This is a genomic window from Robertmurraya mesotrionivorans, from assembly GCF_050971805.1.
Lineage (GTDB): Bacteria > Bacillota > Bacilli > Bacillales > Cytobacillaceae > Robertmurraya_A.
Window position 1 is genome coordinate 20,269 of sequence record NZ_JBPCCH010000009.1, and the last position, 12,632, is coordinate 32,900.

13 protein-coding genes are annotated in these 12,632 nt (G+C 39.6%); 6 read left to right on the forward strand and 7 right to left on the reverse strand.

Features of this window, described 5'->3' with window-relative positions:
- Nucleotides 1-122 precede the first annotated feature (122 nt).
- Entirely contained in the window at nt 123-941 is an 819-nt protein-coding gene (locus ACRX5O_RS14980; RefSeq protein WP_433906678.1) for a VOC family protein, read from the reverse strand.
- Between the two features lie 224 nt (nt 942-1,165).
- On the opposite strand from ACRX5O_RS14980, the gene ACRX5O_RS14985 reads away from it, so the two are divergent.
- Complete coding sequence (locus tag ACRX5O_RS14985) at nt 1,166-1,378, forward strand: Spo0E family sporulation regulatory protein-aspartic acid phosphatase (RefSeq protein WP_433906679.1); 213 nt, start codon at nt 1,166-1,168, stop codon at nt 1,376-1,378.
- A gap of 52 nt (nt 1,379-1,430) precedes the next feature.
- Here the strand turns inward: ACRX5O_RS14985 and ACRX5O_RS14990 are convergent, their stop codons facing one another.
- From ACRX5O_RS14990 to ACRX5O_RS15000, 3 genes are all read right to left on the reverse strand, one after another.
- Entirely contained in the window at nt 1,431-1,880 is a 450-nt protein-coding gene (locus ACRX5O_RS14990) for a hypothetical protein (protein WP_433906680.1), read from the reverse strand.
- Between the two features lie 49 nt (nt 1,881-1,929).
- The gene (locus ACRX5O_RS14995; RefSeq protein ID WP_162927735.1) at nt 1,930-2,097 is read right to left on the reverse strand and encodes a hypothetical protein; all 168 of its coding nucleotides are present in this window, start codon (nt 2,095-2,097) and stop codon (nt 1,930-1,932) included.
- 184 nt (nt 2,098-2,281) lie between these two features.
- A complete protein-coding gene (locus ACRX5O_RS15000) occupies nt 2,282-2,929 on the reverse strand; it encodes a pentapeptide repeat-containing protein (RefSeq protein WP_433906681.1) in 648 nt (215 codons plus the stop codon).
- A 904-nt stretch (nt 2,930-3,833) separates the two neighbouring features.
- On the opposite strand from ACRX5O_RS15000, the gene ACRX5O_RS15005 reads away from it, so the two are divergent.
- A complete protein-coding gene (locus tag ACRX5O_RS15005) occupies nt 3,834-6,404 on the forward strand; it encodes a rhamnogalacturonan lyase (protein WP_433906682.1) in 2,571 nt (856 codons plus the stop codon).
- Between the two features lie 73 nt (nt 6,405-6,477).
- Here ACRX5O_RS15005 and ACRX5O_RS15010 read toward each other — a convergent pair whose 3' ends face one another.
- Complete coding sequence (locus ACRX5O_RS15010) at nt 6,478-6,999, reverse strand: acyl-CoA thioesterase (RefSeq protein WP_433906683.1); 522 nt, start codon at nt 6,997-6,999, stop codon at nt 6,478-6,480.
- 165 nt (nt 7,000-7,164) lie between these two features.
- Between ACRX5O_RS15010 and ACRX5O_RS15015 the strand changes: the two genes are divergently transcribed.
- Nucleotides 7,165-7,407 (forward strand): hypothetical protein, encoded by a 243-nt coding sequence (locus ACRX5O_RS15015; RefSeq protein WP_433906684.1) that lies wholly within the window; start codon nt 7,165-7,167, stop codon nt 7,405-7,407.
- Between the two features lie 105 nt (nt 7,408-7,512).
- On the opposite strand, the gene ACRX5O_RS15020 is transcribed toward ACRX5O_RS15015, so the two are convergent.
- Both ACRX5O_RS15020 and ACRX5O_RS15025 read right to left on the reverse strand, forming a co-directional pair.
- Nucleotides 7,513-7,809 (reverse strand): DUF3817 domain-containing protein, encoded by a 297-nt coding sequence (locus ACRX5O_RS15020; RefSeq protein WP_433906685.1) that lies wholly within the window; start codon nt 7,807-7,809, stop codon nt 7,513-7,515.
- A gap of 202 nt (nt 7,810-8,011) precedes the next feature.
- Entirely contained in the window at nt 8,012-8,452 is a 441-nt protein-coding gene (locus ACRX5O_RS15025) for a GNAT family N-acetyltransferase (protein WP_433906686.1), read from the reverse strand.
- A gap of 106 nt (nt 8,453-8,558) precedes the next feature.
- Here ACRX5O_RS15025 and pdxR point away from each other — a divergent pair, with 106 nt between their 5' ends.
- The 3 genes from pdxR to ACRX5O_RS15040 all read left to right on the forward strand — a co-directional run bounded on the left by pdxR (nt 8,559) and on the right by ACRX5O_RS15040 (nt 12,588).
- A complete protein-coding gene (gene pdxR, locus ACRX5O_RS15030) occupies nt 8,559-9,938 on the forward strand; it encodes a MocR-like pyridoxine biosynthesis transcription factor PdxR (protein WP_433906687.1) in 1,380 nt (459 codons plus the stop codon).
- A gap of 64 nt (nt 9,939-10,002) precedes the next feature.
- Nucleotides 10,003-11,202: an iron-containing alcohol dehydrogenase gene (locus tag ACRX5O_RS15035; protein ID WP_433906688.1), complete on the forward strand. Its 1,200-nt coding sequence runs from the start codon at nt 10,003-10,005 to the stop codon at nt 11,200-11,202.
- Nucleotides 11,203-11,217: 15 nt separating this feature from the next.
- Nucleotides 11,218-12,588, forward strand: a complete 1,371-nt coding sequence (locus tag ACRX5O_RS15040; RefSeq protein ID WP_433906689.1) for an aldehyde dehydrogenase — start codon at nt 11,218-11,220, stop codon at nt 12,586-12,588.
- The last annotated feature ends 44 nt before the right edge of the window (nt 12,589-12,632 follow it).

Genomic DNA, 12,632 nt, shown 5'->3' on the forward strand with positions numbered 1-12,632 from the left:
CCTTTTAGATGGATTTTTAAGACATTCACTTACCTGTATAAGTATAACGCTTCCACTTAAAAATTTTAATACCTAAGTTGAGAAAAATACGTACCCTTCAATTTCACTAATAAATTTTACGATTACTTATAGGACCACACATTAATACGATTATTGTCTGGATCATAAAAATTAAAACCACCCCAATCATTTATTGGGTCACCTGCCATTTCAGAAGGTTCCAATCCATTTTTTATCAGTTTTTGATATTCGTCGAAAACACGCTCAGGCCTTATGTCGTAATAGGTTCTTGCACGATTATCATTTGGCTTTGTAACGGTGTCTTCGCTTTTTAGAAGCCAAATATGATCCCAAAAACATTCGTTTAATACATTTCTGTCATAAGCATCCTCTGTCTTAAGGTGAGCAAAGCCTTTCTCCTCATCTATTTCCTCTATCACAAATCCAAGATGCTCTTTATACCAGGAGGCTGAGAAGTTTGGGTCCTTCACATGAATAATGGAATTCACTGTGCCAAAACCAAGAACTCCTGATGGAGGATATTCCCTTTCATCCTCTCCTTTGAACTCCTCTACTAACGTTAACCTTGTGTTGTCAAATGCTACTATATCACAGTATCTTTGTCTGTTCGGAAGCATCTTAATATCCTTTGCCTCTATCTTTCTATCTTGCAAATAAGAAAGTGTTTGATCCAGATTATACGTGGCAAATCCGAGCCTAACCTTTCCTTCTGTTTCTGTAGACTGTAAGTGTTCATGCTCTCCTTCAAATGATTTTATCGTCACCATTCCAGCTCTAGGCAGCTTCATAAATCCTTTTCTTCCAACCCAACTAGTGATTTGATCCACACACTCCCAGCCAAATACCTTCTGATACCATTGAATGGCATCCTCAAATTGACTAGGGTGCACCATAATAAATCCTCCATCCCATCGATACATCTAACCACTCCCTTTGTTTGGTTTACATATTTAGGATAAAGGTTCAACCTAGTTGAATGTCAATCATTCTTTTACTTTTTTTTCAATTTTTAGGATACAAGATACTTCTTTACAAAAAATAAACATTTTATTAAAATTGCTATCAAATATTCCCTTTTCTTTTAAAAATATGTAATAATAGACTAATACGACCAAGAGAAATTAAAGCCATAGGAGTCATTGATATGCCGCCGATTATTTTTGAAAATGATGAAGTGTACTTATATATTAAAATTGAACTTATCCGTGGTGAATTGATCTACACTGGAATGCAAGAAGGGTTTGGCAGCAAAAATACCATCCGTATCAGTCAAAGACTAGACAGTTATCTCACCATCTATCAACGTTTATTTTCAAAAAACCGCCGTACTTTTCTCTCTAAACAACTGAATAATTGAAACATTAGACCCAAAATGACTGACCAAAAACGGCCAGTCATTTTATTTGAAGTTAATTTTGTTTTCTACCAAAAGATTTAATAAAAATAACTCCAGTAACCATTAATCCTAGTGTATAAAAGTTAATAAAAACGGTGTTTGTATATTGATTTAACCAAGGATAACGATAGATTCTTGAGGACTCATTTCCTGGAGCACCACCTAAATTGTTAATAAGGTTTATAGTAAAATTGTATTCTAAAAAACAAAACAATAGTAAAAGGATGATTCCCCCAAAACGTATCAGAACCAAAGTACTTGATTTCAATTGAATGCTACCTAAGATTCTCCAAAAACTTCTTGCAAAAAGGAAAAAGACAATAAGAGCTGGTATTAAAAATAAAAGTCCTACATTCCCGTTCCCTGAAGTGACACTAGGCTTTATCGTAAATAAATCTACTAAGTATATAAAAATGATACATAAGAATAACCACAAAACTGTGCGATTTGACCAAGTTTTCATGCAAACCTCCTATTGGATGACAGCAATTCAATGTGCTTATCGTTCAGCCTCACCGTTTCTTTTCCTCTTTTGTTACCGATAAAATCTGTGCCTCTGCTCCGTATTCCATTCGAATAGTTTTTCTAGCGTCCACCGGTGATCTCGCGGTAACTGGCTTGATTTGCTTTTCTCCATTCATTTCAATTGTGACCAGAAAGCATTTTGAACCACATCTCATATAACCCTCTCCTAGTTTCATTAGGCTTTCATGAATTTCATATTCATTACTATAATAGCATTTCTCTGAATATCCAAATATTTTTCCATATAAAAAAACCTGTATCAAATATGACTTGATACAGGTATTTTAATGAAGATAGTGTCCATTTTACTTAATATGTTTATATGCCAAATACGATTAACTACTCTTTAATCTTCAATCCTAATAACTTTGAAAACCCAATTGCTTGATTGGAAGAAACCTCGCAGCCCACCAAACTTTCGGTCGACACATTGATCTGTTCAAACGTACAAGTGCTAATATCAACCCCTTTAAGGATTGTATTGGTAAAGTCCACATCATTCAGATCACATCGGTTAAGACCTACTTTAGTAAACTTTGAGTTGAAAAAATTTGCACTTCTCAATGTTGACTGCTCGTAATTCACTTGTTTTAAACGGGTATCAGCAAAGTTACTAAAGTTCAAATCACAGTTTTCAAAAAGAACATTTCCTAAGATCGCATCAGACAAATCTAAACCCAAAAGTTTGCTCTCTTTAAACTCCACTCGATGTAGATTTCCTCCACAAAAACGAACATTTGATATATTACAATTCTCGAAAACCACATCGGTTGCATCTATGTTTATAAAGGAACAGCTTATAAACGTAACGTTTCTAAAGATAACTTTTGATAGAATCAGCCTTTCGATTTCCTCGTTCTCTACTTGGGAATTTATCACCGAACAGTTTACTAACTCCGCTTCTTCTTCATAAAAAACATCATGGAAATTACCATGCGGCAAATCTGTTGAGACTTTTGGACGATCAATTTTTATTGTTTTTGACATACTACACCTCAAAATCTTTCAATTACTTTTCATTTCTTAACCATACAAGAAAATCAAATCATATTTAAGTCTTTATTTTTTAATAGAATTGTGAGCAAATTGGTTTTTACAGGCTCTTATTCCTATGATTTTCTAACAGAAAAACGTACATGTATCTATCAAAGGTAAGTAACATTCCTACTAATACGGAATTTACTGATTTGGGTGGAATGTTTTAAAAACTAAGCTTCTCTGTCCAAATCCACCGCTCATTCAGACCCCAACCCTTCCCTTGTCCTCCTCTCTGTCCAAATCCACCGCTCATTCAGACTCCACCCCTTCCCTTACCCTCCTCTCTGTCCAAATCCACCGCTCATTCAGACTCCACCCCTTCCCTTACCCTCCTCTCTGTCCAAACCCACAGCTCATTCAGACACCAACCCTTCCCTTGTCCTCCTCTCTGTCCGAATCCACCACTCATTCAGACTCCACCCGCTCCCTTGCTCTCCGCTCTGTCCGAATCCACCACTCATTCAGACTCCACCCGCTCCCTTGCTCTCCGCTCTGTCCGAATCCACCACTCATTCAGACTCCACCCGCTCCCTTGCTCTCCGCTCTGTCCGAATCCACCACTCATTCAGACTCCACCCGCTCCCTTGCTCTCCGCTCTGTCCGAATCCACCACTCATTCAGACTCCACCCGCTCCCTTGCTCTCCGCTCTGTCCGAATCGCCCCCTCATTCATAAATACCAACAACACTGATTTTTAAATGAAAACGTCTGAAAATTGCATTTTTTGTTCAGAATATTTCAAATATAATTGGTTACGTGTTTCTACTAACCTATTTCATGGAGGTGCATCCATTATTTTGTAAGCGCATTCAATTAGAGTACAACTACTAAAAAATCTAGGAGGTTATTAATTTTGAAAAAAACATCCCTACGCAGAAGAGTTCTAACCAGTGCATTAGCCGTACCACTTCTTTTATCAGGTGTTTCATCGGTAGCTGCGGATAAAACCCAGCAAAACAAGATTCCCTACACTGTTCAAGGCGTTCAATTAGAGTATCTTGACCGGGGTCTTGTGGCAGCCACCACTTCAGAAGGCATTTTTATAAGCTGGAGACTGTTGGGCAATGAAGTGACCAGTTATTCAGAAACGGGGTTAACGGGTGTCAACTTTCATGTGTATCGCGATGGTAAATTTATAGCCAGTGTCGAGGATAGCACAAACTTTTTAGATCCTAACGGCAGCAGTACTTCTAAGTATTACGTTCGGTCTGTGTTAAATGGAAAAGAGCTGGATCAAAGTTCCTCTGTTTCCCCTTGGACGCAATCCTACGTCGACTTGAAGCTCAACAAACCAGCTGACGGTGTCACACCAGTTGGCCAGAGCTATACGTATTCGGCTAATGATATGAGTGTTGGTGATGTGGATGGCGACGGCCAATATGAGTTTTTTGTAAAATGGGACCCTTCTAATTCGAAGGATGTTTCGCAGGTTGGATATACCGGAAACACGTATATTGATAGTTATCGAATGGATGGCACCCTCCTCTACCGAATTGATTTAGGCGTGAATATCCGGTCAGGTGCCCATTACACTCAATTTTTAGTATATGACTTTGATGGTGATGGCAAATCAGAGATGATGTTCAAAACAGCTCCAGGTACCAAGATCATGAAGTATGATAAAAATGGTCAGGTTACTTCAGAGAAATACATTACGATGCCTCAAAAAGACATTGATGCAGGATACAGCAATCAAGATGACTACCGAATGAGCAGTGATGACTATTATAATCATGTTGTGAACATGTTTATGAATTGGCATGAACATGAAGAAGTCAAAAATGGCAATTGGCCAAGTACACTTGAAGAAGCGTTTGGAGTAGAAAAACAATATAGCTATCCATTATCTAAGGAAGATGCACAAAGTTTAACTGACTTTTTTCTGGATGTTTATGCACCAAGCAGAAGCGCTCGGAATAATTTAAGAGCCTTCGAAGGGTTTATCGTCAAAGGTCCAGAATATTTAACCGTGTTCAATGGGGAAACAGGTGAAGAAATGGATACCATCGATTACAAGCCAGAGCGACATGATGATGGACTCATGTGGGGAGATTATGCGATGGCTAGAATTGAACCTGGCAACCGTGTGGATCGATTCCTATCTACCGTTGCTTATCTAGATGGGGAAAAACCTTTTGCCGTATTTGCTCGTGGTTATTATACAAGGTCCAATCTTGTTACATACAGCTGGGATGGCAAAAACTTAAAAGAACACTGGGCCGTGGACAGTGGCTGGGCACCTATGTCTAACCCATTTAACGATAGTCCTCATGGCGTAGACGGTACGGATCCTGAATATGGTACTCTCACCACACAAGGAGCTCACTCCTTAAGTTCGGCTGATGTGGACGGTGATGGCAAGCAAGAAATCGTCTATGGAAGTGCCACGATTGATCATGATGGATCTCTATTATATAGTTCCATGGACGAGATGCCTGAAGGAAGCGCAATTCCTGGCGAGACTGCTAGACTTGGACATGGAGATGCTATGCATGTGACAGATATTGATCCGAATCGTCCGGGAATGGAGATTTATATGGTTCACGAAGGTGGAACTTGGGCACCTTACGGCTACTCACTACGAGATGCCAAAACAGGTGAATTGATATACGGAGGTTATACTGGCCGTGATACTGGCCGAGGAATGGTCGGAGATATTGATCCTGCCCAGCCTGGCTTAGAAACCTGGGCGAATACAGGTGTTGGCTTATGGACAGCAGCCGGTCAAAAACTAGGTTCTAGTGCCCCTGGTACAAACATGAACATCAAGTGGTCTGCAGATATGACGACACAGATTGTGGATGGTGCCCTTGAAGTTACTCCTACTATTCAAGATTGGAAAAAAGGGACCGTTCTCACCGCTGAAGGAACCAGAACAAATAACGGAACAAAAGGAAATCCAAGCTTAGTAGCTGATATTTTTGGTGACTGGAGAGAAGAATTGCTCGTACGCACTACCGATAGCTCTGCTATCAGAATGTACATGAGTACAGAGGTAACCGACCATAAATTATACACGCTCATGCATGATACTCAATATCGAGCAGAGGTTGCTAGACAAAGTACGACGTATAATCAGCCTTCCTATACAAGCTTCTACTTCGGAAGTGATACTGACTGGTCCAAGGTTCCAGCCCCAGAATTTATCATGCCTGGAGTCCTAAAAGCGTTAGAAATGGAGTTGGCTGAGCTCCAAGCGAACAAGGAGTTAACTGGTCCGCTAAGCAACCAGCTAGAAAACTCTCTTAAACAAGCAAACCATCATTTAGAAAAAGGCTCAGAGAACCAAGCAATCAAATTCCTGGAAAAATTCGTGAATGAAATCAACAAGAAGAACAATGAAACCTATCTTTCTTCTGCTGGGAAACTGAACCTGTCCAATAAAGCTCAAATCGTCATCTCCATGTTAGAAAACAATCATTAAATCTTAAAAAGACTCTTAACCTTTTTAGGTTGAGAGTCTTTTTATACCTAGGCTAATTGGCTCTGAAAAATATTCAACCCCAAGGTACGTTTACATTGATTTTTTCCGCTAATGTTTTGCTATGTTCTCTTCTTTTCTTTCGATTTTCCGCCCTCACCGGTGCACTTTCATTCATCATAATTTCCTCTTCACTTACAGGTTTTACATAAGGTACTGTCAGTGCTTTCCCTTCTTTAGAAAGGGCCACGAACGTTAGGAATGATGTTGCAGCCAATTGCCTTTCCCCTGTCATCAGATTCTCTGAGATCACTTTGACGAACACTTCCATAGAGGACTTTCCGACCCATGTGACATAAGATTCCAAGCAAACTGAATGATCCTTTTGGATGGGAAATAGGAAATCGACCGAATCGGTTGAAGCCGTCACGATCTCACATCGAGCATGTCTTGAGGCAGAAATGGATGCGACATCGTCGATCATGCTCATCAATTTCCCACCAAATAATGTCCCATGGTTATTGGTATCGAGTGGAAATACCCTGCTTGTCTTAATCACTCTGGACTGTGAACATGTTTTCGTTATTCTATCTGTCATCGTTCTTCCTCGCTTCTTCTTTTTGATTATTATACTCTAATTTTTGGCACGTACTATGCTCTGTTTTTATTTAAAAACAATTTCATGATATTTACACAACGTTAAAACTAACTTCATGTTCCTCTTTTATAATTAAATAAAATGAATCATCAAGGAGGAGTTCCAATGCGTAGTATGAAGAATTCTGTGATAGGGAACGTGGAAGGAATTTTGCGAGATTACGAGGATGGGTACAAATGGGAAGCTTTAGTAAGTGAATTAACTTACAGCGATCTAAAGTATCTCGTATCTTTAGCGAAAGAAGCCGAGCAATGTCAAAAAATACTTTCTGAAATAACAACGATTGTGAGATCATCAACTGAAAAAGAAACCTTAGAAAAAATAATGATTAAGTTATCGCAATCGTAAAAAGAACTCCCATTTAAGCGGTCAAATATAAAAAAGCTACCATGATTGGCAGCCACCCTTGATGGAATATTCGTTGTAACCGTACGCGTAGGAATCTATTACAAATTAACTGTAACGTGACTTACGAAGTTTTGCATCAAGGACAAGATTACCGAAAGGAATAAACGCAACAGCAAATGCCGAAGTGATCCATACAAAAGACCATCTAATTTTAATAGTGACATACGCAATCATAAACACATACATGACAAATAACATACCGTGAATGGAACCAACAAATGTGACTACTTCCGGAAAACCCGCGAAGTATTTAAGGGGCATAGCAATAAATATCAAGATGAGCAGAGATAAACCTTCTAACAGACCCATGAACCGAAATTTTGCGATTGGCGAGTTAAGCATCATTTTCCCTCCTGGCTTCTATTCCATACTCAAATATGTACTTCATAATTTAAAAATGACTTCCCCTTCCCCCAATGCCTATTATAACCATTTTTACCATTAGTAGATATATAATAACATGTCTGCACTATTATCACTGTTAAAAATAAATTAAAAAAACCAAAGCTCTGATTCCAAGCTTTGGTTCACTTTTCACTTATTTCTAGAACCTTTTCACATAGCAATCATAATCATTTGATAACTGCATTCCCATCATTTCGTATAAAGTCTTAGCCTGAACATTATCTGGTGCCGTCTCTAATTGTACAAAATGTGCATTTCTCTCTTTACAAAACTGAAAAACTTCCTGTATTAATGCTCTTCCTATGCCTTTCTTTCTATAGGTTCCATCCACATACAAATCATTTAGGATATACCCTTTTTTCATACCAACAGACGAAAAGGTTGGATACAGCTGCGCGAATCCAACTGCCGTTTCTCCCTCCAGCGCTAGAAAAATGACCGACTCTTGATTTGCTATTCTTTCTTGAATAAATTGTCTTGCGCCTTCAAGATTGCTAGTTTGTTCGTAAAACATCCGGTAGGCATTGAATAGTGGGGTTATTTGCTCTAGTGAAGTTATATCTGCCTTTATAAGATCCATTTTCCTCTTCCCTTCTTTTCACTAAATCTATTTATATCTTACAAGGAATCTGACATAATAAAAGGAACAGTTTTTATCAATTGCATATGTCAGTTAGGAGTTCTAGATGAAAGAGTTAGTCCTACAACTAAACGATAAGAGTCCTAAATATAAACAAACTTATGAACGAATTCGCTCCCTTATTGAAGATGGAGTGCTTCCAAAAGATACGAAGCTTCCGTCCATTCGTCAGTTAGCTATGATTTTGCATGTGAGCCGAAACACGACTCTTATTGCGTACGAACAGTTAGTAGCTGAGGGTTATATAAGAAGTGAAGAAAAAATAGGATACTTTGTCGAAGCGTTTGAGCCCATTGATTTACAGCAATTAATTCAATTAGAGAATAACCTTCGTACTAGCGAGACATCGATTAAAGTGAATTTTCATGCTGGAACCGTAGATCAACAGGCTTTTCCCTTAAAATCTTGGCGAAGATGTAGTAACGACGTCTTAAAGGAAGACATGATCTATACTTACGGAGATAATCAAGGGGATCCCCTTCTTAGAACTCAACTTTCTAGCTATTTACTTCAGTCAAGGGGAATCCAAACCACACCCGAAAACATCATCATCGGCAGCAGCACGCAGCAGCTTTTGATGCATTTGTCTCTTTTCCTTAAAAAAGATTTTTCTAGCATTGCAGTAGAAAATCCAGGCTATGACGGAGCTCGGGTAGTCTTTCAACTTCATGGATATCACCTTCATCCCATAGACGTCGGTGCAAAAGGACTATCGCTTGAAAAGCTTGAAATGACGGACTCCAAGCTTGTATACATCACTCCGTCCCACCAGTTTCCAACCGGTGTCACCTTACCTGTTCCAGAGCGGCAGCAATTACTGAAATGGGCAGAAACGCAGAATGGTTTTATTATAGAAGATGATTATGATAGTGAATTTCGTTACAAGCAACACCCGGTTCCAGCTTTATTATCTTTACAGCCTGGTGCGCGTGTGATTTACCTTGGTACTTTTTCAAAAGCATTTATCCCTTCGATTCGTTTAAGCTACATGGTACTGCCCTCTATCCTAATCAAACCTTATGTAAAGATATTCTCCGGACTCGAACAAGGTACCTCGAGCATACATCAGCGAACGATGGCACGCTTCATGGAACATGGGTTTTGGGATTCACATATACGGAAAATGCGAACCACATACAAAAGGAAGATGCACACACTTGTTACCTGCCTCAAGGATGCATTCGGAGAGAAGCTTGAAATCATCGGTTCTCAATCAGGTTTATATGTACTAATTAGATTTCGAGGACCAGCAAAGGAAGAACAATTGATTCAACAAGCTCTTTCACACGGAGTGAAAGTGTATCCTACATCCAATTACTATGTAACAAACCAACAGGGAACCTTACTAAAGCTTGGTTTTAGTAATCTATCAATCGAACAAATCCATTTAGGTGTGCAGTTGCTAAAACAAGCTTGGAGGTTTTAGGTATTTCTCCAAATATTTCCTCATTTAATAATAGTAGACCTTTTATAGAAATGAGGAAATTGCGATGTACAACCTCTATTGTCGAATGTACCAATTCGCCTATAAAACTGCTGCTCCCTTTTTTGATTGGAGAAAGCCTGAGCTTTTAGAAGGAGAAAACAGTCTGATCAAGCTTCCCCCACTCCTGAAACTGAAAGGAATTGGGAGCGTTTTAATTGTGACAGATAAAGGGATTACATCCATTGGATTGCTCGATCGTTTACTTGCTGGGTTAGAAGGAAAAGAAATTGACTATGTTATTTATGACGAAACCGTACCAAATCCAACGATTGAAAATATTGAAGAAGCTTTACAATTATATAAAGACCATCAATGTCATGGGATTATCGGCTTTGGTGGTGGCTCTCCGATTGACTGTGCAAAAGGAGTGGCTGCTCGAGTCGCACGACCAGGTAAAACGATACCTGAAATGAAGGGACAGCTGAAGGTAAGAAAGCCGACTCCTCCACTTATTGCAGTACCAACGACATCCGGTACAGGGAGCGAAGCAACGGTAGCTGCGGTCATTTCAAACAGTGAAACACACGAAAAATATGCCATTAATGACCATGTGTTGATCCCGGATCTGGCCATTCTCGATCCGATGCTCACAGTGAAGCTTCCCCCTCATATAACCTCAACGACAGGAATGGATGCGCTCACTCACGCGGTTGAAGCATACATTGGCAGAAGCAATACAGAGGAAACCATTCAATGCAGCAGAGAAGCGGTTCAATTAATTTTTGAAAATCTATATGAGGCGTATTCGGATGGATCGAATATTGTGGCTCGTAAAAACATGCAAAAGGCTTCGTATTTGGCTGGGATTGCGTTCACACGTGCGTATGTTGGCTATGTTCACGCCATCGCTCATACATTAGGTGGATTCTACTCAGTACCCCATGGCCTAGCGAATGCCATAATTCTCCCTTATGTGCTAGAGTATTATGGAGAGAGCGTGCATCAACCGTTAGCAGAATTAGCTGATTTGATCGGCATTACCACAGCAAACGAAACGGACTCTCTTAAAGCCCAAAAATTTATTGAAGCGATTAAAAAACTAAACCGGGACATGAATATCCCAAATACATTCGATTGTCTACTGAATCAGGACCTTCCGATCATGGTAGATCGTGCGTTTCGTGAAGCAAATCCGCTATATCCGGTTCCAAAGATATTAGACAAACACGATTTGTTCAGATTATATGAAATGATTAAGGAATAATTAGGAGCTGCACATATGGAGAACTACCACTCACTCATATTAAAACAAAAAGCGTTTTTCCGTTCAGGAACAACAAAAGAATTGGCCTATCGAATTCAGGCATTAGAACAACTTCGGGAGGCCATTCGTAAAAATGAACAATCCCTTCTTCACACCTTAAAAGAGGATTTAAATAAATCCGAATTTGAAGCGTACGCAACCGAAATTGGGGTCGTGCTTGAAGAAATTCGTTTTACTCTTAAGAATATAAGCGACTGGGTCAAGCCAGAAAAAGTAAAAACACCTGTTAGCCATATTGGTTCGACCAGCTATATTTACTCAGAGCCTTACGGTGTCGCTCTCATAATTGCGCCATGGAATTATCCGTTTCAGCTGGCGATTGCTCCACTAATGGGATCCATTGCTGCTGGGAACTGTGCGATTTTAAAGCCTTCGGAGTTAACACCCAAAACCTCTGCATTGTTAAGAAGGATGATTACTGAACTTTTTCCAGAAGAATATATTGCCGTAGTGGAAGGCGGAGTCGAAGCCAGCCAAGCACTTCTAGCAGAGGATGTTGACTACATTTTCTTTACCGGAAGCGTTCCTGTTGGAAAAGTCATTATGGAGGCGGCAGCCAAAAATCTGACTCCCGTTACACTCGAGTTAGGCGGAAAAAGCCCTTGTATCGTCCATCACGATGCGAATGTGAGGCTCTCTGCCAAACGAATTGCGTGGGGGAAATTTATTAATGCTGGTCAAACCTGTGTTGCACCTGATTACTTGTATGTTCATGAGAGCATAAGAGATGAGTTTTTACAGGAATTTCAGTTGGCAACTCATGAGCTGTATGGAGAAAAAGCACTTGAAAATCCTGATTACACGCGTATCGTGAGCAGACGACATTTTGAACGATTGCTAACCTTTTTGAATAATGGAGATACGTTCATGGGTGGTGCTTCAAATGAGGAAACACTAACGATTGAACCGACTGTTTTGACAGGAATCACATGGGATGATTCCATTATGCAGGATGAAATATTTGGTCCGATTCTACCTGTCCTTCCGTATCGCGAGCTTTCAGAGGTTATTGATGGTATACATAAACACCCGAATCCTTTAGCACTATATCTTTTCTCTGAGAATGAGAGCGTACAACAAGAGGTATTACATCATATTTCTTTCGGAGGTGGCTGTATTAATGATACCGTCTATCATCTCGCCTCTCCTTATCTGCCTTTTGGTGGAGTGGGCTCAAGTGGAATAGGGGCGTACCATGGAAAAGGAAGCTTTGATACGTTTTCTCATCGTAAAAGTGTTCTAAAGCAAACAACGAAATTTGATCTACCCTTCCGCTATCCGAATCTGAAGGATGGTTTGAAAAAATTAAAGTGGTTTCTGAAATAAAAGGAATAAAGCCTTTACGCTTATTGTGCGTAAAGGCTTCCCAA

Excerpts from the sequence above, each read along its gene's own strand:
- ACRX5O_RS15010 (WP_433906683.1), bottom strand. The coding sequence starts at position 6,999 with ATGACAGATAGAATAACGAAAACATGTTCACAGTCCAGAGTGATTAAG.
- ACRX5O_RS15020 (WP_433906685.1), bottom strand. The coding sequence starts at position 7,809 with ATGCTTAACTCGCCAATCGCAAAATTTCGGTTCATGGGTCTGTTAGAA.
- ACRX5O_RS15000 (WP_433906681.1), bottom strand. The coding sequence starts at position 2,929 with ATGTCAAAAACAATAAAAATTGATCGTCCAAAAGTCTCAACAGATTTG.
- ACRX5O_RS15040 (WP_433906689.1), top strand. The coding sequence starts at position 11,218 with ATGGAGAACTACCACTCACTCATATTAAAACAAAAAGCGTTTTTCCGT.
- pdxR (WP_433906687.1), top strand. The coding sequence starts at position 8,559 with ATGAAAGAGTTAGTCCTACAACTAAACGATAAGAGTCCTAAATATAAA.
- ACRX5O_RS14980 (WP_433906678.1), bottom strand. The coding sequence starts at position 941 with ATGTATCGATGGGATGGAGGATTTATTATGGTGCACCCTAGTCAATTT.
- ACRX5O_RS15025 (WP_433906686.1), bottom strand. The coding sequence starts at position 8,452 with ATGGATCTTATAAAGGCAGATATAACTTCACTAGAGCAAATAACCCCA.
- ACRX5O_RS14990 (WP_433906680.1), bottom strand. The coding sequence starts at position 1,880 with ATGAAAACTTGGTCAAATCGCACAGTTTTGTGGTTATTCTTATGTATC.
- ACRX5O_RS15035 (WP_433906688.1), top strand. The coding sequence starts at position 10,003 with ATGTACAACCTCTATTGTCGAATGTACCAATTCGCCTATAAAACTGCT.
- ACRX5O_RS14995 (WP_162927735.1), bottom strand. The coding sequence starts at position 2,097 with ATGAGATGTGGTTCAAAATGCTTTCTGGTCACAATTGAAATGAATGGA.
- ACRX5O_RS15015 (WP_433906684.1), top strand. The coding sequence starts at position 7,165 with ATGCGTAGTATGAAGAATTCTGTGATAGGGAACGTGGAAGGAATTTTG.
- ACRX5O_RS14985 (WP_433906679.1), top strand. The coding sequence starts at position 1,166 with ATGCCGCCGATTATTTTTGAAAATGATGAAGTGTACTTATATATTAAA.